Source organism: Methyloceanibacter marginalis (genome assembly GCF_001723295.1).
Taxonomy (GTDB): Bacteria; Pseudomonadota; Alphaproteobacteria; order Rhizobiales; family Methyloligellaceae; genus Methyloceanibacter; species Methyloceanibacter marginalis.
Genome location: NZ_LPWD01000037.1, coordinates 1 through 20,752 on the forward strand (window position 1 = coordinate 1; position 20,752 = coordinate 20,752).

General features: G+C 65.2%; 17 protein-coding genes and 1 pseudogene. 12 read left to right on the forward strand and 6 right to left on the reverse strand.

What is annotated here, in order from left to right:
• The 5 genes and pseudogenes from AUC71_RS02045 to AUC71_RS02065 form a co-directional block, all read right to left on the reverse strand.
• Positions 1-710: imelysin family protein (locus AUC71_RS02045; protein ID WP_162273645.1), on the reverse strand; the 710-nt coding region annotated here is incomplete at its 3' end.
• 8 nt (positions 711-718) lie between these two features.
• Positions 719-1,972: a di-heme oxidoreductase family protein gene (locus AUC71_RS02050; protein WP_342021611.1), complete on the reverse strand. Its 1,254-nt coding sequence runs from the start codon at positions 1,970-1,972 to the stop codon at positions 719-721.
• Complete coding sequence (locus tag AUC71_RS20645) at positions 1,861-2,196, reverse strand: hypothetical protein (protein WP_244500754.1); 336 nt, start codon at positions 2,194-2,196, stop codon at positions 1,861-1,863. The genes AUC71_RS02050 and AUC71_RS20645 overlap by 112 nt, the downstream gene beginning before the upstream one ends.
• Before the next feature lie 100 nt (positions 2,197-2,296).
• Positions 2,297-3,693: pseudogene (locus AUC71_RS19105) on the reverse strand (carbohydrate porin).
• Between the two features lie 99 nt (positions 3,694-3,792).
• Entirely contained in the window at positions 3,793-5,058 is a 1,266-nt protein-coding gene (locus AUC71_RS02065) for an imelysin family protein (protein WP_069622933.1), read from the reverse strand.
• A 286-nt stretch (positions 5,059-5,344) separates the two neighbouring features.
• Here AUC71_RS02065 and AUC71_RS22500 point away from each other — a divergent pair, with 286 nt between their 5' ends.
• The 4 genes from AUC71_RS22500 to pbpC all read left to right on the forward strand — a co-directional run bounded on the left by AUC71_RS22500 (position 5,345) and on the right by pbpC (position 13,670).
• Positions 5,345-5,596, forward strand: a complete 252-nt coding sequence (locus AUC71_RS22500) for a LysR family transcriptional regulator (RefSeq protein WP_069622934.1) — start codon at positions 5,345-5,347, stop codon at positions 5,594-5,596.
• Positions 5,581-6,264 (forward strand): LysR substrate-binding domain-containing protein, encoded by a 684-nt coding sequence (locus AUC71_RS02075; RefSeq protein WP_069622935.1) that lies wholly within the window; start codon positions 5,581-5,583, stop codon positions 6,262-6,264. The genes AUC71_RS22500 and AUC71_RS02075 overlap by 16 nt, the downstream gene beginning before the upstream one ends.
• A 120-nt stretch (positions 6,265-6,384) precedes the next feature.
• Positions 6,385-11,601: an alpha-2-macroglobulin family protein gene (locus AUC71_RS02080; RefSeq protein ID WP_069622936.1), complete on the forward strand. Its 5,217-nt coding sequence runs from the start codon at positions 6,385-6,387 to the stop codon at positions 11,599-11,601.
• Positions 11,598-13,670: a penicillin-binding protein 1C gene (gene pbpC / locus AUC71_RS02085; protein WP_069622937.1), complete on the forward strand. Its 2,073-nt coding sequence runs from the start codon at positions 11,598-11,600 to the stop codon at positions 13,668-13,670. The genes AUC71_RS02080 and pbpC overlap by 4 nt, the downstream gene beginning before the upstream one ends.
• Positions 13,671-13,676: 6 nt before the next feature.
• Here the strand turns inward: pbpC and AUC71_RS02090 are convergent, their stop codons facing one another.
• Positions 13,677-13,868, reverse strand: a complete 192-nt coding sequence (locus AUC71_RS02090) for a DUF3008 family protein (protein WP_069622938.1) — start codon at positions 13,866-13,868, stop codon at positions 13,677-13,679.
• 83 nt (positions 13,869-13,951) lie between these two features.
• Here AUC71_RS02090 and AUC71_RS20650 point away from each other — a divergent pair, with 83 nt between their 5' ends.
• From AUC71_RS20650 to lnt, 8 genes are all read left to right on the forward strand, one after another.
• Positions 13,952-14,116 carry a hypothetical protein gene (locus AUC71_RS20650; RefSeq protein ID WP_244500755.1) on the forward strand — a complete coding sequence of 55 codons (165 nt, stop codon included), beginning with the start codon at positions 13,952-13,954 and terminating at the stop codon, positions 14,114-14,116.
• Positions 14,107-15,006: an ATP-dependent DNA ligase gene (locus AUC71_RS02095; protein ID WP_244500756.1), complete on the forward strand. Its 900-nt coding sequence runs from the start codon at positions 14,107-14,109 to the stop codon at positions 15,004-15,006. The genes AUC71_RS20650 and AUC71_RS02095 overlap by 10 nt, the downstream gene beginning before the upstream one ends.
• A 94-nt stretch (positions 15,007-15,100) precedes the next feature.
• The gene (gene miaB / locus AUC71_RS02100; protein WP_425283343.1) at positions 15,101-16,393 is read left to right on the forward strand and encodes a tRNA (N6-isopentenyl adenosine(37)-C2)-methylthiotransferase MiaB; all 1,293 of its coding nucleotides are present in this window, start codon (positions 15,101-15,103) and stop codon (positions 16,391-16,393) included.
• An 8-nt stretch (positions 16,394-16,401) separates the two neighbouring features.
• Positions 16,402-17,517, forward strand: a complete 1,116-nt coding sequence (locus tag AUC71_RS02105; RefSeq protein WP_083237998.1) for a PhoH family protein — start codon at positions 16,402-16,404, stop codon at positions 17,515-17,517.
• Complete coding sequence (ybeY, locus tag AUC71_RS02110; protein ID WP_083237999.1) at positions 17,514-18,062, forward strand: rRNA maturation RNase YbeY; 549 nt, start codon at positions 17,514-17,516, stop codon at positions 18,060-18,062. The genes AUC71_RS02105 and ybeY overlap by 4 nt, the downstream gene beginning before the upstream one ends.
• Positions 18,059-18,427 (forward strand): hypothetical protein, encoded by a 369-nt coding sequence (locus tag AUC71_RS18400; protein ID WP_069622941.1) that lies wholly within the window; start codon positions 18,059-18,061, stop codon positions 18,425-18,427. The genes ybeY and AUC71_RS18400 overlap by 4 nt, the downstream gene beginning before the upstream one ends.
• Complete coding sequence (locus AUC71_RS18405) at positions 18,385-19,041, forward strand: transporter associated domain-containing protein (RefSeq protein ID WP_425283344.1); 657 nt, start codon at positions 18,385-18,387, stop codon at positions 19,039-19,041. The genes AUC71_RS18400 and AUC71_RS18405 overlap by 43 nt, the downstream gene beginning before the upstream one ends.
• A 77-nt stretch (positions 19,042-19,118) precedes the next feature.
• Positions 19,119-20,741, forward strand: coding sequence for an apolipoprotein N-acyltransferase (gene lnt / locus AUC71_RS02125; protein ID WP_069622943.1), 1,623 nt, complete (start codon positions 19,119-19,121; stop codon positions 20,739-20,741).
• Positions 20,742-20,752 lie beyond the last annotated feature (11 nt).

Sequence of the window (20,752 nt, forward strand, 5' to 3'; positions counted from 1 at the left end):
GGCTTGCCGAGCTTCTGGTCGCGCACGAGCTCGATGCCCCCGCTGAACGCCTTGAACAGTTCGAGCGTCACGTCCTTCGGCGCGCGGTAGAGCGGATCGTTCGGACCCGGCGTAAGAAACGTCTTGCTGTAAGCCGAGCCCTCGCGCCAATCCTCGGCGACGGCGACGGCGATCCGTTCGATGCCCGTCGCGACGCTCAAGGCGAAATTGCAGCGAAAGCCGGTCTCCGGATCGCCGCTCGTCAGGTCCTCGGCGCCCTTGCCGTAGAGGAGATATTCGAGTGCGGGCAAGCCCTGAAGCGCGACACTCTTCTCTACAAGCCTGTCCGGCAAGGTCACCGTCTCGTCCTTCTTCAGAAGCGTCCTCTGAACCTGACGCAGGCCGATGCCTTTCGGGTCCGGCCAGAAGAACAGCCGCTCATAGCGGTGTGCCTGGTTGACCGGGCCGAACCTGAAGATCTCGACCTTGCTCCAGCTTTCGACGGCGGCGGCGAACGCCACTTTCGCCGCCTCGAGCGCAGCCTCCGACGGCTTCGCGCACAGAGTCTCGGTCTTTTCCTTGAGGGCTCCGGCTTTCGTTTCGAAATCGTTGTAGCCGGGACGGATGACTTTGGTCAGCGCGTCCTGTGCGATGGCCGTGTGGTCGGTCTCGGCATGCGCCGTTTGCGCGCCGATGCAGAGAAAAACGAAACCAAGGACAATTGACCTCATAAGGCCCCTTACAGCGAGTTCACGAAGGCAAGCAGGCGGGCGCGGTCTTCCTTCGACAGTTCGGCAAAGGCATCGCGCGCGCCTTGCGCCTCGCCGCCATGCCAGAGGATCGCCTCGGTGAGATTGCGGGCGCGCCCGTCATGCAGGAACAGGGTGTGCCCGCTCACGGTCTCGGTCAAGCCGATGCCCCACAGCGGCGCCGTGCGCCATTCGGTACCGCTCGCCGCACCCTCCGGACGGTTGTCGGCCAATCCTTCGCCCATGTCATGCAGCAGCATGTCGGTGTAGGGATAGATCAGCTCGTTCGACAGATGCGGCTGATCCGGCACTTTGCCCGTAACCAACTTGGGCCGGTGGCACTTCACACAGCCCGCTTCGTAGAACAGGGCCTTGCCTTTCAGAATTTCCGGGTCGTCCGGGTTCCGCCGCTTGGGCACCGCGAGGTTCTGGGAATAGAACGTGACAAGATCGAACAATTCATCGCCCACCTCGACGTCCTGATATTTTGGCGAAGCGCCCGACGGCGCATTGAGGCATTCCGCTTGCTTCTTGGTGCAGTCGCCCGCGTTGAACGGCACCATCGTGGTTGAGATGCCGATATCGCCGGCGAACGCCTCTGCGGATTGCTGGGCGATGGTCGGCACGCCCGCCTTCCAGCCGAAGCGGCCGAGCATCACCTTCTCGTGCTCGCGCGACCAGACGCGGTTTGGCTTGCCCGAAATGCCGTCGCCGTCTTCGTCGTCCGGGTCGGCATATGCCAGGATTTGGTCCTCCGGCACGGCTTCGAGCAGTCCGAGGCCGATCATTTGCGGGGCAACCCTTGGGCTGATCATGACGTCGGGGCGCATGGGCCCGTATCCGAGGTCGGCAATCTCGTATGTGGGATGGCGCAGGCTGACGGTCTCTCCACCGGCCAGCGTGACCGGCTTCTCCTCATAGTCGATGTCGAGCTTGCCCTCGGCCTTGAAGCCCTGAATGGCGAAATCCTGCAACTGGCCGCCATAGGTCGGATCCGGCAACGTGTTGACGCTATGGGCGGCGAGCCGGTCGTGCTCCTCCTCGGTCATGGCGGGCACCGAGAGCCGGACCAGCATGGAGCCCGTATTGTCGGGCACGTCCTCCGACAGCGGCGGGTGGCCGCGTCCGTCCTTCAGGTGGCAGTTCTGGCAGCCGCGCGAGTTGAATAGCGGCCCGAGCCCATCGGCGGAATCCGTGGAGGCGGGCGCCGAGACCCAGAGCCGGCGAAAGATGCTGTTGCCGATCTTGAGTCGAGCTCCTTGCGGAAGCTCATATTGCCGGAGGACAGCGAAAAGGCATTCGAGGTGTCGGTGGAGCCGCGCGAGGTGGCGCCCCCGCCGGGCATATCCTCGTTTTGCTCAAGCCTGGTGAAATCGGAAGTCGGCGCCAGCAGCGCCTCAATCCCCTCGTCCTTGCCGGTCGCAAAGGTTGTGGCCGCGCCGGCAAGCAACGGCAGGCACGCGCCCAATACGAGCGCACCGCCAAGCCAGACTCTTGCCTGGCTCGACGGCGCTCGTGGGGACTGACGTACGCAGTTTACTAAGTCAGATCTATGCACTCGTTTCGCATTAGAACGTGAACGTGTTGCGTGCCCCGATGACAGTGGCATCGTCCTGGCCGGGATCTCCGGACGGGTTCATGATGTACTGGAAGTCGGGCTGGAGAGTCCAACCGTTCATGATCTCCATCGTATAGGCGATTTCGATGAGTTGCTCCTCGCGGCGCGGCCCCGGCTCACCGAGCGTGATGTCATTGGCCGTCACGTCGTTGGAGATGCCGGTATAGGCATATCCGATCGCAAGCGCATCGTTGGGACGGCCCGGGATCATGCCGGTGAAGGTCAGGCCACCGTCAAAGTAGACGTCGACCAGGTTCCGGTCGTCGGGGGCGCGGCGAAGCGGAGGAACATGCCGACACCTTGCGCGTCCTCGCTGCCCGGCACACGCCACAACAGCTGATCCAGGATGATGTAGAGCGCGTGGTCGTTGTCGAGCGGCTTGCCGGAGTTGCCCGTGACGACGACCAGATCGCCACCGACGTCGACACGGTTGTCCACGAAGTCGCCGAAATGGTTCCAGCCACCGATCTTGATGGTGCCGGGAAGCCGGCCGCCGGCCAGGTCGTAATTGTAGGCGCCTTCGATCATGAGCAGCGGATCGTCGTCGAGCTCGAACTCGAGGCCGTGGGGGTTACAGATCTGCGGATCGTCGGCCGCGCAAGCGGGAGACGGATCGCCGTTGTAGACGCCGACCATGACGTTGGTGTTCTCGGTCGGTGTCACCGCGACACGCACACCAGGGGTGGCCAGCGGATAGGCCGGACCGCCGCCCGGGTTGTTCTCGGCCGCGATCGGCGCCCAACCCCAGGTGCCGTTGATGAAGAACCCGCCGCCATCGGCCGCGAAGAACTCCTCGTCGGCGGCGAGCTGACCGACCTTGATCGACACCGTGTCATTGAACAGGTGCTGCTCGAGCCACAGCTCGAACAGACGCGTGGCAGGCAGCGCCTCAAAGCTCGTGACGGGCATCAGGCCGCCGATATTGGCGCCCGTGATGGAGTTTCCGTGAATCTGGAAGCCGTTGGCATGGAAGCACAAGCCGTCCCAGAGACCGAGCTTCTTCATATCGGCGTCCATATAGAGCTCGAGCACACCCATATATTCGCCGCCTTGGTCGATGCCGCCCCAATTGTAGAACGGCTCCGCATAATAGGCGCCGCCGACCTGAATGCCGGCATTGGCAAGTCCCTTGCGGGCGCCGCCACATCGAGGGGTACAAGCGCGTCGTCCGGAATGCCCGTCGGGCTGACGCCGCAATTTGCCAGCGCCGCCCGGCATGGCCATGATCGATACGGCCAGAATGGACGCCACGGCCGCCGGCTTAGCGAGCTTGGTGGCGAGCCGTCCCATCCACGTGGTCGTAGCGTGTGGTGGTCGGTCGCCCGATAGCAGTGTGTTCTTCGTCATGTTGTCAGCCCCCGAGGCTTTCTCTGCTCAGTTTTGGCCTACGATTGTTATATTATAACGTAGGCCGACATTCATCCCCGCGTCAACGGGGCTTGGTCATCATTCGGCTGCTCCAACCTTTTCCGGTGCGTCGAGGCTGTCGGAGCCTTCGAACTCGATGGACTTCAGGTCCAGGGTCGCCACGGCGCGCTCGATGGCCTTGGTCTGACCGAGAAGAGCGTCGACCACGTCCTGGACGACCTTGTTCCCTTCATCGTTCCCCTCTCCGATCATCTGGTCGTAGGACTCCGTGGTCAGGGCCCGAAGATACAGCACGTTCATGGCGTCCATGGTGGCGTCGAGCTTGGCGCGCACCTCGGCGTCAACCTTCGGGTCCTTTGCCTTGACCAGATCGGAAACGCTGGCGCCACCAACAAACGAGCCGTCGGCGCGGCGATAGCGTCCGAGATAGACATTGCGGATGCCGAGCGCGTCAAAAAAGTGAGACGCGTGAGTGTTGTCCGAGAAGCAATCGTGCTCCTCCTCCGGATCGTGGATCATGAGGCCGAGCTTGATGCGCTCGCCAGCCAGCTCGCCATATGACAGTGAGCCGAGGCCGGTCATGATGGTGGTGAGACCTTCCTCGCCGTCCCCGACACCCTTGCGGGCATCGCCGCCAGCGGCCCACTGCTCGGCCATCCAAGCGAGATCGTCGACCAGCAAGTCGGTAACGGTGCTCAGATACTCGGCGCGCCGGGCGCAATTGCCATTGCTGCAGTTCTTGGTGTCGAAGTCCGTTGGCGGGACGATTGCCGGCGCCGCGTCGGTGCCGTTCAGGTCTTGGCCCCAAAGCAGGAACTCGACCGCGTGATAGCCGGTCGCGACATTCGCCTCCACGCCGCCGGCCTCCTGCAGCTCGTCGGCGAGCAGTTCCTTGGTGAACTTGGAGGTGTCGATCTTCTTGCCGCCCATGGTCAGCGAGACGTTCTTGATGACATTGGCGACGTAGAGCTCGTTCTCCGGCGACTCGGCGCCGTAAACTTCGGTGACGTAGTCGATCAGACCCTCATCGAGCGGCCAGGCATTCACCTTGCCCTCCCAATCATCGACGATGGCATTGCCGAAGCGATAGGCCTCGGTCTGCATGTACGGGATCCGAGCGGCGATCCAAGCGGCGCGTGCGGCGCGCAGATTAGGCTCGGTCGGCTCGGACAGAAACTCGTTGATCGCCAGATGCATCGTCTTGGCGGTCTCGAGTGAATCCTCGTACCCAGCTTGCGCGATGTCGGCATAGGTCTTCAGCACGTCCTTGGTGCCGTCAGCGGCCAAAGCGGGCGAAAAGCAGAAAAAGCCGAACGCCATCGCGGCGGCCGGCAGAACAGTCATCGGTCCTCGGAACATCGTCATCCCTTTTGTTTGTAGCTCGGCCCTTGGCACTTCGCGTTAGGCCCTTTCCCGGTTTTCCCCCTCAAAACCGCCCGAAGGCGGGAAGAATGCGGCGGCCCGCCAGCCGGGACCTTTGGGCCGCCGCAAGGTTGAGATGAGGAAGCGTCCAGGCTCGGGCTCAGACGCTCCAGACATTCGGGCTGGGCGGCCGAATGTCTTGCCAAGACACTAGCCCAGCGCCTAACATGAGCGTACTGAACTCTTTTCAGCCGAATAGTTGAGCAAAATGCATCTTAAAGAGGTCGACGCCAATCTGCTCGTGACTCTCGACGCCCTCTTGGTGGATGCGAGCGTGACCCGGGCCGCGGAGAGACTGGGGCGGAGCGCGTCGGCCATCAGCCACGCACTGGCTAAACTCCGCGAAATTTTCAACGATGAGCTCTTCGTGCGGGCCGGACAACGCCTGGTCCCAACAGCCAAGCGCTGGAGCTTGCGCCCACGGTTCACGTCATCCTCGCCGGTATGGAAAGCCTGCTGAGGCCGAGCAAACCCTTCGATCCGTCGCTTTCCGTGCGCGAGTTTGCCGCAGCATCGAGCGAAGCGGGCGAGCTCATTTTGGTTGAGCCGTTACGCAAACGCCTCCAATCGCTCGCCCCGAATGTGCATGTGAGCTGGACGCCGTCCCATCGCGACGAAAATATCGATTCGCTGCGCAACGCCCGCAGCCACTTCGTCATCGACATCGAAGGGGCGCCGGTGGCCGCGCCGGACGTGCGCGTGGCCAGGCTGTTCGACGACACGCTCGCCACCTTGGCGGGACCGGATCATCCTTTCATCAAACGCAGGCCCAAGGCCGCCACCTTCGCGGCCGCCGACCATGTGGCGGTCAACACGCTGCCGACGCTCACGCTGTTGGATCAGGCGCTCAGGGGCGAAGGGCTCAGCTGCAATGTCTCCTCCCAGGTCTCCTCGGTGCTCGTGGGCGTGCTCGTGGTCTTGAACGGCGACGCGCTGTTGACGCTTCCCTCTTCGCTCGCGGCGGTCCTGGAGAAGCAATTCGGCCTGGCGCGCATCGCCCAGCCGGTGCCGCCCGTGGATCTCCCCTTAAGGCTCATGTGGCATTCGAGCTATGACCGTGACGAATGCCACCAATGGGTGCGCGGGGAGTTCGCCAATATCGCCCGGGAGATCGTGAGCGCGGCGTAGCGCCGCCCCCGCCGTTCGAGTTTGAGCCTTTTAGCGAGGCTCTGGCTTCCGTCATGATGCTCCATTACCATGCGGAAGTCGCCCGCCTGCCGCCGAGGGTTGGGCGCTTGGAGGACATCCATGGTCGCCTGGTTCCGCGCTGGCCTTGCCGCCGCGTTGTTGATTTTCGTCTCCATCCCCGCTTCCGCCGACGACAAAGCTTTCCAAGACGACGCGCTCGACGAGGCCGCGATCACCCTCGCAGCCGACCTCAAGAACGAGTCGGGCACGGTCGCGCTTCCGGTCATCAAGCTGAAGGAGCAGGCTGCCGTCCAACTGAGAAAGCAGGATCTCGAGGGCGCCGCTTTCACCTATGGGCAGATCGTCACCGTGGCGCCCGACGACTCCACGGCCTGGCGCCGACTGGCCGATATCTGGCTCGCCATCCCCCCGGACGAAACGGACGACGGCAGCGTCCGCTATCGCAATGCCCGTACCGCCGCCTATGTCGCCTATCGCCGGGCGACGACGCCGAAGCAAGAAGCCGCGGGCCTGGCTACGCTCGCAACCGCCTTCGGCAAAGGCGGCGATTGGCGCCCGGCGCTGAACGCGCTGCATCTTGCGCTCACGCTCGACGACAATCAGGGCCTCAAGGTCACCTACGACCAGCTCCGCGAGAAGTACGCTTTCCGCGTCGCCGATTTCAGCGTGGATTCCGACGCGGCGTCCCCACGCGCCTGCTTCCAATTCACCGAACCTTTGCTGAAGCGCGCGGACTTCTCGCCATTCGTCTCCGTGGCGGGACAGGACAAGCCGGCGCTCTCGGCGGACGACCAGCAGCTTTGTGTCGAGGGGCTGAAGCACGGCGAGACCTATGACGTCACCTTGCGCGAGGGATTGCCCTCAATGGTGCACGAGGACCTGCTGAAGGACGCGGAATTCACGATCTATGTGCGGGACCGGAAGCCGTCGGTGCGGCTCGCTGGCAAGGCCTATGTGCTGCCGAGCACCGGGCAGCGGGGCATTCCGCTCGTGTCCGTCAACACCGGGCTACTCGACGTGACGATCTACCGGATCGGCGACCGCAACCTGCTCGGCAACGTGCTGAGCTACGATTTCCAGCGCAATCTCTACGCGTACGATCTGGAGACCGTCGCTGACGAAAAAGGTCAAGAAGTCTGGAGCGGCGAACTCGCGGTCACGCAGGAGCTCAATAAAGAAGTCACCACCGCTTTCCCGATTGGCGAGGCGGTGCCTGAGATGGCGCCGGGCGCTATCTCCTCGCCGCCAACCCCGCCGACGTGCCGGGCGGACGAGTACGGCGAGCGGACCACGCAGTGGTTCGTCGTCTCCGATTTCGGTCTTACGGCCTATTCCGGCACCGACGGCGTCCACGCTTTCGTCAACTCGCTCGCAAGCACGGCGCCTTTGCCGGGTGTCGAGGTTCGTCTGATCGCGCGGAACAACGAAGTGCTGGCAACGGCGGCGACCGACGACAAAGGCGCGGTCACGTTCGCACCCGGTTGGGCGCGGGGCGAAGGCGGTCTGTCGCCGGCGATGCTCGTCGCTTCGGGGACCGACGGCGACTACGCCTTTCTCAATCTCAAGCAATCCGGCTTCGACCTGACCGACCGGGGCGTCGCCGGACGCGAGGCGCCCAAGGGCCTCGACGCCTTCGTGTTCACCGAGCGCGGTGTCTACCGTACCGGCGAGACGGTGCACATCACGGCCTTGTTGCGCGACGCCGCCGGTATCGCCGTGCCCGGCGTTCCCCTGACGCTGGTGGTCGAGCGTCCCGACGGCATCGAATATCGCCGCGCCGTGGTGCCCGACGAGGGGCTCGGCGGCCGCGCCCTCGACGTGGCGCTGATTTCCTCGGCGCCGACAGGCACGTACCGGGTCGAGGTTTATTCCGACCCCAAGGCTTCCCCCGTCGGCAAGACGAGCTTCCTGGTCGAGGACTATGTGCCGGAGCGGCTCGAGTTCGACATCTCGACCGGCGCCAAGGCCCTGTCGCCTTCGAGCCCCGCCGAGATCGCCCTTGATGGACGTTTCCTTTATGGCGCACCGGCCTCCGGGCTGCCGATCGACGGGGAGTTGAAGATCGCCGCCACCAGCGAACGCCCGGCTTTGCCGGCTACGTGTTTGGTTGCGACGCGCAATCCGGACGACAGCTTTTCCTCCGAGAGCTTCCCGCTCGCCGACCTGCCCGAGACCGACGCTGAGGGCAAAGCGACCTTCGCGGTCGCGCTCGGCGAGATCCCCGCTTCAGGCAGACCGCTCGAGGCCACGGTCGTGGTGCGGCTTGCCGAGCCCGGCGGCCGCGCCGTCGAGCACGAACTCAAACTGCCGGTTACGCCCCGGTCCGACATGATCGGCGTGAAGCCGCTGTTCAAAGGCTCGTCTCTCGGCGACCAGGACATCGCCAAGTTCAACGTGGTGATGGCCGCGCCGGACGGCATGCAGGTGGCCGCGAAGGGGCTGAAATGGCAGCTCCTGCGCATCGAGTCCAAATATCAATGGTACCGGCAATACGGCAGCTGGAACTACGAGCCCATCAAGGTCACCCGCCGGGTGGCGGACGGTACGATCGACGTGGGCGCGACGCAGCCGGGCCAGATCGAGGTGCCGGTGAGTTGGGGCCGCTACCGGCTCGAGGTGGAAACCAACGACCCGCAAGGCCCGCTCACCACTTACGGCTTCGACTCCGGCTGGTACGCCGACGCATCCGCCGACACGCCGGACCTTCTGGAGATCGCCCTCGACAAGAATGGCTACGCGCCGGGCGACACCATGACCGTGGCCGTGACCGCGCGCAGCGCCGGCACCGTGACGCTGTCGGTGATCGGCGACCGGCTCATCACCCAGACCACCACGGACGTAGTGGCGGGGCTGGTGAAGCTGCCGCTCACGGTGGGCGATGATTGGGGCACCGGCGCTACGGTGCTGGCAACCTTGCGCCGGCCGCTCGACGCGGCGGAGAAGCGCATGCCGGGCCGCGCCATCGGCGTGCAGTGGTTCAGCGTGGACCGGGTCGCGCACACGATCGGCGTGGACCTCGACCTGCCCGATCTCATCAGACCCGAGACGACATTGCGCGTGCCGGTAAGGCTCGCCAATCTTGCCGCCGGCGACCAGGCGCGCATCGTGGTGGCGGCCGTCGACGTGGGCATTCTCAATCTCACCGGTTACGAGCCGCCGAACCCTGACGAGTTCTATCTCGGCCAGCGGCAGCTCTCGGTGCAGGTCCGCGACCTTTACGGTCAGCTCATCGACGGCATGCAAGGGGCGCGCGGGCAAATCCGCACCGGCGGCGACTCCGGCGGGGTGTTGCAAGGCAACCCGCCGACGCAGCCCCCGCTCGCGCTCTATTCGGGCATCGTCACCGTCGGCGAAGACGGCACTGCGGAGGTGAAATTCGACATCCCGGCCTTTACGGGAACTGTCCGCGTCATGGCCGTCGCCTGGAATAAGAATCAGGTCGGGCACGGCTCGGGCGATGTGGTCGTACGCGATCCCGTGGTGGTCAGCGCCACGCTGCCGCGCTTCCTGCTCACGGGCGACACATCCACGCTGCGCCTCGATCTCGACAATGTGGAAGGCGCGAGCGGAAACTACCAGATTGCGGTGTCGGCCGCCGGTCCGCTGAGCGTCGCCAATGCCGATACATCCGTCTCGCTCGATGCCAAGACGCGCGGCGCGGCGACCTTCAAAGTCTCGGCGCTCGGCGTCGGCAATGGGACGGTCGACGTCACGGTGACGGGGCCGGAGGATTTCGAGGTGACGCGGCGTTACGCGCTCACCGTGAACCCGGCGACGCAGATCCTGGCGCGGCGCACCGTGAAGGCGCTCGAACCCGGGCAAAGCATCACGCTTTCCAACGACGTGTTCGCCAATCTCGTGCCGGGCACCGGGAAACTGGCACTATCGGTCACGCCGACCGCGGCACTCGACGTGGCGAGCCTGCTCGCCGCACTCGACCGCTATCCGCTTGGCTGCACCGAGCAGATCGTGAGCCGCGCGCTGCCGCTGCTCTATGTCAACGACATGGCGCTCGACGCGAAGCTCGCCGCGGATGCCAATGTCGACAAACGCATCACCAAGGCGATCGAAACCGTGCTGGCGCGTCAAGGCTATGAGGGCGCGTTCGGCTTGTGGTCGCCCGGCGGCAGCGACGCCTGGCTCGATTCATATGTCACCGACTTTTTGACGCGCGCGCGCGCCAATGGTCACGCCGTCCCGGACGACCGCTTCAAGCTCGCGCTGAGCCGCTTGCGCAACTATGTGAGCACCGCACCCGACGTCTCCACCGATGGCGGGCTCGCGCTGTCCTATGCGCTCTACGTTCTGGCGCGCAATGGCATGGCGCCCGTGGGCGACCTCCGCTACATCGCCGACGTGAAGCTCGACAAACTCGGCACGCCGACGGCGCAAGCGGAGATCGGCGCGGCGCTGGCCATGCTCGGCGACAAGACCCGCGCCGAGAAGGCGTTCCGCGTAGCGCCGGCGCGCTGCGGAGGAAAAGCCGAACGAAGGGGCCGTGTCGATTTCGGTTCGCGCCTGCGCGATGCGGCCGCGGTGGTCACGCTCGCGGCCGAAGGAGATGCCGGCAAGCCGATCCTGGTCAGCGCCACGCGGCAGATCGGCGTGGCGCGCGACGCCGTGACCTACACCTCGACGCAGGAAGACGCCTGGCTGGTGCTCGCCGCCCGCGCCCTCGGTCAGCAAGGTGTCAGCCTGACGATCGAGGAAGGAAGCGGCGCCGAAGGCGGTCAGCTTGGCCCGCTCTACCGATCCTTCAGCGAAGAGGATCTCGGCATCAATCCGGTAACCGTGACCAATACCGGCGACACGCCCGTCGACGCGGTGGTCTCGGTCAGCGGCGCACCGACCACGCCTGAACCCGCCGCCGATCACGGCTTTGCGCTCGAGCGGACCTTCCACACGCTCGACGGCGAAGAGGTGGACATGGCCACGGCCACGCAAAATGAGCGCTACGTGGTGCTGCTCACCGTCACGGAGGCGAAGCCGCAATTCGCCCGCGTGGCGCTTACCGACTATGTGCCGGCCGGCTTTGAGATCGACAATCCGAAGCTCGTGTCCTCGGCCGATACCGGCGGACTCTCTTGGATCGGCCAGGCTGCCACCCCTGAGCACACCGCCTTCCGCGACGACCGGTTCGTTGCCGCGTTCGAACGCAAGGCCGACAGTCCCGTGGTCTACCGCGTGGCTTATGTGGTGCGCGCGGTCTCGCCCGGAGATTACGTGCTGCCGCAGGCGGTGGTCGAGGACATGTACAGTCCCGACCGGTTCGGCCGCACGGGCACCGGCACCGTCAAGGTGACCGCGCGCAAATGAGCCGGCTCACGCGACGCACCACCTTTGCCGCGATCGGGGCGTTGTGGCTCGCGGCAATTGCTGCGGGCGCGCTTGCCGGGCTTGTCGACACCTTCGGGCCGCCGGCCTTGGGGAGAGACCTCGAATATTCCACCACGGTGCTCGACCGCGACGGCAAGCTGTTGCGCGCTTATTTGACGGACGAGGGCCGCTGGCGGCTTCCGGCCACGCAAGCGGACGTCGACCCGCGCTTCATCGAGGCGTTGCTTGCCTATGAGGACAAGCGGTTCTTCTCCCATCACGGCGTCGATCCGCTGGCCATGATGCGCGCGGCCTATCAGTTCGTAACGCAGGGCCACATCGTCTCCGGCGGCTCCACCATCTCGATGCAGGTGGCGCGCCTGCTGGAGCCGCGGCGGGAGCGCTCGCTCTATGCCAAGTACCGGCAAATGGTCCGCGCGTTTCAGCTCGAATGGGCGCTCGACAAGAACCAGATCCTGTCGCTCTACCTCACGCTCGCGCCCTATGGCGGCAATCTCGAAGGCATCCGCGCCGCCTCGCTCGCCTATTACGGCAAGGAGCCGCGACGGCTGACGCTCGGGGAGACGGCGCTGCTCGTGGCGCTGCCGCAATCGCCGGAGTATCGCCGTCCCGACCGGCATCCCGAACGGGCGCAAGCCGCGCGGAACCGCGTGCTGGATCGCATCGCGGGCGACGGCCTTTTCAGCGCGGAAGAGCGCGCCAGCGCCAAGACCGAGCCAGTGCCGGATGCGCGCAAGCCCATGCCGCTCTCCGCACCGCACGCCGCGGACGAGGCGCGGTCGGCCTCGGCCGGCGCGAAGATCATCCACCTCACCATAGACGGGCGCTTGCAGCGCCGGCTGGAGCAGCTTGCCCGCGAACGGGCGGCGGCGCTCGGCGAAACTATGTCGGCGGCGATTGTCGTGGTCGAGAACGACACCGGCGAGATCCTGGCCCGGGTCGCTTCGCCGGACTATTTCGATACGACCCGCGCGGGCCAGGTGGATTTGACGCGCGCCTTGCGCTCGCCGGGCTCGGCCTTGAAACCGTTTATCTATGGGCTCGGTTTCGAGGACGGGCTGGTCCACCCCGAAACGCTGATCGAGGACCGCCCAATCCGCTATGGCGACTACGCGCCGGAGAATTTCGACCAGAGCTTCCAAGGGACGGTCACGGTGCGCCGGGCCCTGCAATTGTCGCTCAACGTGCCGGCGGTTGCCGTGCTCGATGCGGTGGGACCGAACCGGCTCTTGGCCCGTCTCGGGGAAGCGGGCGCTTCCCTGAAGCTGCCGGACCATGAGACCGCCGGCTTGGCGCTGGGGCTTGGCGGCATCGGCGTGAAGCTGATCGACCTTACCGCGCTCTACTCGGGACTTGCCCGGCAGGGGACGGTGGCTCCTCTGCACGAACGGACGGGCGCGGCGCATCTCCCGAACAAGCGCCTGATGGCGCCGGTGGCCGCCTGGTATGTGGGCAACGTGTTGCGCGGCGCGCCGCCGCCGCCGAACGCGCTCGGCGGGCGCATCGCCTTCAAGACCGGCACCAGCTACGGCTATCGCGACGCCTGGGCGCTCGGGTTCGATGGCGAATATACGGTCGGTGTTTGGACCGGACGGCCCGACGGCGCGCCGGTGACCGGCCTCGTGGGCCGCACGGCCGCAGCGCCGATCCTGTTCGATGCCTTCGCGCGACTGACGCAAAAGCCGGAGGCGCTGCCGCCGGCGCCGAAGGGCATCGTCACGGCGCGCACGGTGGAATTGCCGCCGCCGCTCCGGCGCTTCGCCGGACGCGGCGAGCAAGGCGAGGCTATGAGGCCGAAAGTCCGCATCGTGTTTCCCCCAAACAATGCGAGCCTGATGCTGGCTTCCGACGGCACCGGGCTCGATCCCATCGCCATCAAGGTCGCGGGCGGCACGCCGCCGCTCAACGTGCTGGTCAACGGTCTGCCGTTCGAGACGGCGCGTGGCGCCGGCACTCTGTTCTTTGCGCCGGACGGGCCGGGTTTCGTGCGGCTGACGGTGACGGACGCGAATGGCGCCGCAGACAGCGTCACGGTAAGGCTGCAATAGCCTCTTCTAGTCGGACTTGGACTTGTGCTCCGGCTTGCCCTTGCGCTTCGTCGAGGCCATCTCGTCGAGCTCCTTCTCCGACATCGACTCGTACATGCTCTTCGAGGCACCTTTCAATTCGCTCACTTTCGTCTCGCCGCGTTTGGCAGACAGGGCCGCGCCGGCGGCTTTCTGTTGGGCTCCCGATTTCGCTGGCATGATTACTCTCCACGATTGATCCTGATGTCGCAAAAACGCCTCAGAGGCACGCGCGTTCCCCCGTGTCCAACTCGGAGCAAGATATGGCAGCGCCCCTGACCCTCGCTGACCTCGCGGTCCCCCTCAGCCTGGAACCCATGGAGGCAAAGCTTGTCAGCGAACTGCCCGACGACGGCGAATGGCAGTTCGAGCCCAAATGGGACGCTTTCGCTGCCTCGCTTTCCGCGCCGGCGACCACGTGGATTTGAGGGCGAAGTCGGGAAAGCCGCTGACGCGCTATTTTCCGGAGCTCGTGGAGGTCCTGAAGGCGCTCAAGCCGAAATGCTTCGTTTTGGACGGCGAACTCGCCATTCCAGCCACCAACGGGCTCTCATTCGATGCCCTGCAACAACGCATTCATCCCGCGGAGAGCCGGGTCGCCAAGCTTGCGGCGGAGACGCCTTCCATTCTCATCCTGTTCGACATGCTGGTCGACGCGAAGAACAAGAGCCTCGTGGAGGAACCGCTCACCAAGCGTCGGGCCGCGCTCGAGGCTTTCTACACGTCGGTCAGCGCATGCCGCAGCGTGAAGCTCTCTCCCGCCACGCTCTCGCACAAGGAGGCAGACCGTTGGCTGAGCCGAACAAGCACCTCCCTCGACGGCGTCGTAGCCAAGCGCCTCGACGGCCCCTACCTGCCCGGCGAGCGCGCCATGCTGAAGGTGAAACATTTGCGCAGCGCGGACTGCGTGGTGGGCGGCTTCCGCTACGCTAGCGGCAGCAAAGAGGTGGGCTCGCTCCTGCTCGGCCTCTACAACGAGGCGGGCCAACTCGACCATGTCGGCTTCACCTCGGCCATCACCGACAAAGAACGCCCGGCGCTGACCAAAAACCTGGAGGCCTTGATCGCGCTCCGGGTTCGACGGCAAGGCGCCCGGAGGCCGAGCCGGTGGTCGACCGAGCGTTCCAGCGAATGGGAGCCGGTCAAGCCGAAGATCGTGGTGGAGGTCCGCTACGACCACGTCACAGGCGACAGGTTCCGCCACGGCACCAAGCTGGTGCGGTTCCGGCCGGACAAGGCGCCGAAACAATGCACGTTCGAGCAGATCATGCCGGCCCGCAAGCCGCCCAAGTTGATCGCCACGATGCTGGATCAGTGACGGTGAATACTTGACGAACCGGGCCTTCCGGCCCAACAAACGGCAAATGGCGATGAGCCCCAAAAAGCTCCACATCAAAACCTTCGGCTGCCAGATGAATGCGTACGATTCCGAGCGCATGGCAGAAGCGCTCGCGCCTGCCGGTTTCGAGCTGACCGAGGCCATGGACGACGCCGACCTGGTCATCCTCAACACCTGCCATATCCGCGAGAAGGCGGCCGAGAAGGTCTATTCCGAACTCGGCCGCGTGCGCTTGACCAAAGAAGCGCGCAAGGCGCACGGCCGCGACACGATGGTGGCGGTCGCCGGCTGTGTCGCCCAAGCCGAGGGCGAGGAGATCATCGCGCGCGCGCCGGTGGTCGACATCGTGGTCGGCCCGCAAAGCCTGCACCGCCTCGCCGATCTTGTTGCAAAGGCTTCGACCGGTAAGCGGTCGGTCGAAACGGAGTTTCCCGCTCAAGACAAATTCGCCGCGCTGCCCCAGCGCGCCACCGGCAAGCGGCAGACATCCGCCTTCGTCACCGTGCAGGAAGGCTGTGACAAGTTCTGTACGTTCTGCGTCGTGCCGTACACGCGCGGCGCGGAGTATTCACGTAGCCCTTCCGAGATCGTCGCCGAGGTCGAACGGCTTGCCGCGCGCGGCGTCCGCGAGGTGACCCTGCTCGGGCAGAACGTGAACGCCTATCACGGTGACGCTGCCGGCGGTGGCACTTGGGGCCTCGCGCGGCTGTTGCGGCGGCTCGGCGAGATTCCGTCCATCGCGCGGCTCCGCTTCACCACGAGCCACCCGCGTGACATGGACGATGATCTGATCGCACTGTTTGGTGACGACGAGAAACTGATGCCCTATCTCCATTTGCCCTTTCAGGCCGGGTCCGACCGCATCCTGGGGGCCATGAACCGCAAGCACACGGCCGAAGAGTACGAGGGGCTGATCGAGCGCATCCGTGCCGTGCGGCCGGATCTCGCCCTGTCCACCGATGTCATTGTCGGCTTTCCCGGCGAGACCGACGCCGACTTCGAGGACACGCTTTCGCTGGTGCGCCGGGTCGGCTTTGCCCAAGCCTTCTCCTTTAAGTATAGCGCCCGGCCGGGCACGCCCGCGGCGAAGCTCGAAGACCAGGTGCCTGAAGCGGCCAAGAAAGAACGTCTCGCCGCGCTCCAGGCGCTGCTCGAAGAGAGCCGCCACGCCTTCGACCGGAGCGTGGTAGGGCGCCGCCTGCCGGTGCTGTTCGAGGGCAAAGGGCGGAAACCAGGACAGGTCACCGGGCGTTCACCCTACCTCCAGGCGGTTCATGTGGAAGGCCCGGAAGCATTGATAGGTCACATCGCCGAGGTTGACATCCGGGCGGCAGGGCCGAACAGTCTTACCGGTGTCATGAATTAGGGATTTGAATGGCGCGAGCCAGTTCAGGCGGCCGTGTGACCAGCAAGGCCAGCGTTCGGAAACCATCTTTGACGCGCGGGCGAGCAGCAACGGCAACGCGTCCAGACGCGGCGCAAACCAACGGGGGCGGTGAGCCCCTCGTCGTCTATTTCGACGATATCCGGCTCGTGCGCGATCTCCTTGGCGACTATGACGCAAATCTCGCGGTCCTCGAGGATCGGCTCGGCATCTCCGCGACCGTCAACGGCAACGCCGTGGCCTTGCGCGGGCCGGACGAGGCCTGCGCCGCCGCGAAGGCCGTGCTCGAGCAGCTTTACGGCCGCTTGGCCCAAGGCGAGATGATCGGCGCGGGTGAGGTGGTGGGCGCCATTCGCCATGCCCGCGTCATCGAGACGGGCGACGACGATGCGCCGGACGCCAAGGCCCAGCAGATCCGGACGCGCAAGCGCCTGATCACCGCACGCACGCCGGCGCAAAGCGCTTATCTGGAATCCCTTCAGCGGAACGACCTCGTGTTCGCTACTGGCCCGGCCGGCACCGGCAAAACCTATCTCGCCGTCGCCTTTGCTGCGGCCTGCCTCGAGGCCGGGCGTTGCGACCGGCTGATCCTGTCGCGGCCAGCCGTGGAGGCGGGCGAACGGCTGGGCTTCCTGCCCGGCGACATGCGCGAGAAGGTCGATCCCTATTTGCGCCCCCTTTATGATGCCCTCTATGACGTGCTCGCGCCCGAACGGGTCGAACGCGGGCTCGATACGGGCGTGATCGAGATCGCGCCCCTTGCCTTCATGCGCGGACGCACCCTCTCCCATGCCATGATCATTCTCGACGAAGCCCAGAACTGCACGGCGGTGCAACTGAAGATGTTCCTCACGCGTATCGGCGAGGGGAGCAAGATGATCGTCACCGGCGATCCCACGCAAGTCGACCTGCCGCCCGGCAAGGACTCCGGCCTCAATGACGCCATCGAGATCCTGCGCGGGATCGACGAGATCGGCCACATCGCCTTCTCCAAGTCCGACGTGGTGCGCCGGGAACTCGTCGGCCGCATCGTCGAGGCCTACGAGGCCGCCCCCAACGAGCAGGCCGCCGCGGCGCCTGCTCCGAAGACCGGGGGAAACGCATGAGCGACGACGGCTCTAGTGGCAACAGCGGGGAACCTCCGCAAGCGGTGACGCTCGCGGCCGAGGTCGTGCGCCATGGCGGTGCGTGGGACGACAGCGCGGTCAGCGACGCCACGCTGGAACTCGCCGCGCATGCGGCCTTCACCCAGGCTTTGCCCGCAAGGCCCACGCCCTACGAAGCGACCATCCTACTGACCGACGACGCGGAGATGCGCGACCTGAACCGCACCTGGCGCGGCAAGGACGAGCCCACCAACGTCCTGTCCTTTCCGGCGGGCGACACGCCCGTGGAGGACGGCGCTCTCGGCGACGTCGCCATTGCCTATGAGACCGCCAAGGCGGAAGCGGACCAGGCGGGCATCCCGCTTTCCGATCACGTCTCTCACCTTGTGGTTCACGGCGTCCTTCACCTTCTCGGCTTCGACCATCTTGACGACGCCGAAGCCGATAAGATGGAAGACCTGGAAAGAGAGGCCCTTGCCTCACTCGGCATCGCCGACCCCTATGGACATGGGGACGAGGCCGGCCTCGCGGAGGTGACTCGATGAGCAACCCCTCGCCCGAACGCGAGCTTGAGACCGAGCAAGCGCGCAACGCCGACGAGGACTCGACCTGGTTCGATCGCCTGTTGCAGACCTTCGGTCTCGGCGAGGAGCCGGACCTGCGCGAACTCATCGAGAGCGCGCTGGCCCGCAGCAAGAGCGACACGCTGAGTGCGCAAGAGCGCAGCATGCTGCTGCGCATCCTGCGCTTCGGCGCTCTTACGGTCGAGGACGTCATGGTGCCCCGCGCCGACATTGTCGCGGTGGACGACAGCGTGACCATCGAGGAACTGCTGCGCGTTTTTTCCGAAAGGCCGAGCATTCGCGCCTGCCGGTCTATCGCGAGACGCTGGACGATCCGCGCGGCATGATTCACATCCGCGACCTCATGTCGTGGATCACCGAAGAAGCGAACGGAGGCGACGACGACAGGCTCGATCTCGGCAAGGTCGATCTCGCCCGGAGCGTGGGCTCGATCCAAATCGCCCGCGAGCTGATCTACGTGCCCCCGTCGATGTCCGTGCTCGATTTGCTGCTGAAGATGCAGACCTCGCAGCTCCATCTCGCGCTTGTGGTCGACGAGTATGGCGGCACGGACGGGCTGGTCTCCATCGAGGATCTGGTCGAGGAGGTCGTTGGCGACATCGCCGACGAGCACGACGTGGAAGACGAGCCGATGATCCATACCGATCCGCGGCTCGGACTGATCGCCGACGCCCGCATTCCAGTCGAGGATCTGGAGGAGCATCTCGGCGTCCAGCTCGTCACCGACGAGCAGGAAGAGGATATCGATACGCTGGGCGGCGTCGTGTTCACCCTTACGGGGCGCATTCCGGCGCGCGGCGAACTCGTGCATCACCCAAGCGGAATCGAGTTCGAGGTGCTGGATGCCGATCCGCGCCGCATCAAGAAGCTACGAATCCATCTGCCGAAAGAGCTCGACACCGCCTCCGCCGAAGGCCAGGCGGGTCAGCGCGCGTCTTGAGCCGCGCATCATCGCCGGTTTCCCGGGTGGCAGCCTGGACGGGTGGGCTTACCGGGGTAAAGCGCGCATGTGTCGCGGTGCTCCTTGGCGCGGTGTCGGTGCTGGCCTTCGCGCCGGTGCATGTCTGGCCGATCCTTTTCGTTAGCTTCGGCGGGCTCGTCTGGCTGCTCGACGGCTGTCATGGGTCGCGCACGGCGCTTGGCGACCGCCTGAAATGCGCGGGCCTCACCGGCTTCTTGTTCGGATTCGGCTTCTTTGTCTCCGGGCTCTACTGGGTCGCCGAGGCATTCCTGATCGAGCCCTGGCGCCACGGCTGGCTGATCCCCTTCGTCATGACGGCCCTTCCCGCCGGCATGGCGCTGTTCTTTGCGGCGGCGTGCGTCCTCGCCATGGGTCTTTGGCGCCCCGGCCCGGCCCGCGTCTTCGCCTTGGCCATCGCTTTCGGCCTGGCCGAGTACGCTCGCGGCCATGTGCTGACCGGCTTTCCCTGGAACCTGATCGGCTACGGGCTCCTGACAAACGGTCCGCTGATGCAACTCGCCGCGCTTTTCGGCGTTTATGCCCTGAGTTTGGTAGCCGTCCTCCTGTTTGCGGCCCCCGCGGCGATTTGGAACGCCAACGGACGAAGCAGAGGAGCGGCTTTACTCGCGGGGATTCTCTTTGTGCTGCTGGGACTGGGCTATGTGTGGGGCGAGCGCCGGCTCGCATCCGCCCCCGAGGGAACCACGGATGTGCGCCTTCGCATCGTCCAAGCCAATGTGGACCAGGCCGACAAGTGGCGGCCGGAGAACAGCGCAGAAATCTTCGCCGAATATCTCGACCTCACCCGGACCGAAGGGCTCGACGAGATGGACCTCGTGATCTGGCCGGAAACGGCGCTGCCCTTCCTGCTGGGCGACTCGCCCGATGCGCTTGCGGCGATCGGCGAGGCGCTCCCGCAAGACACCACATTGCTCGTCGGCGTGGCGCGGGTGGTCGACCAGAGGGACCCAGGCGGTCGCCTAGAAGGGCGCGCCGTGTTCAATAGCCTTTTGGCCGTGGGCAATGGCGGGCAAATTCTCGACAGTTACGACAAGATGCACCTCGTGCCGTTCGGCGAGTATCTGCCGTTCCAGGACTTTCTCGAGGGCCTCGGCTTCATGCAGATGACCGGCGTGCGCGGCGGCTTTAGCGAAGGGACGGGACCGCGCCTGCTCGATATTCCCGGCCTGCCGCCTGTCTGGCCCCTTATCTGCTACGAGATCATTTTTCCCGACGAGATCGCCGACCAGGGCCCGCGGGCCGGCTGGATGCTCAACGTGACCAACGATGCCTGGTTTGGATCGAGCGCCGGCCCCTACCAGCACTTCCATCAGGCCCAGGTTCGCGCCGTAGAACAAGGCCTGCCTGCGGTGCGGGCGGCAAATACCGGCATTTCGGCGGTGATCGATCCGTGGGGACGTGTTCTTGCCGAGATCGGGCTCGGCGAGAAAGGCCTCATCGACGCAAATCTGCCCAAAGTGGGCCCGATAACGACTTATGCTGCGCTCGGGATAAAGGTGGAAATCTTGGTTTTGATGCTCGGGATATTTGGGTGGCTGGTTTGCCGCAGTGCGCGCATAGGTGCAAACTTGACGGGTTCATATACCACCCCTATGAACCAAACCGGGCTGGGGACCCACCACCAAGACGCTGATCAACCTCTTCTTTTTACTAACTGAAGGATCAATTT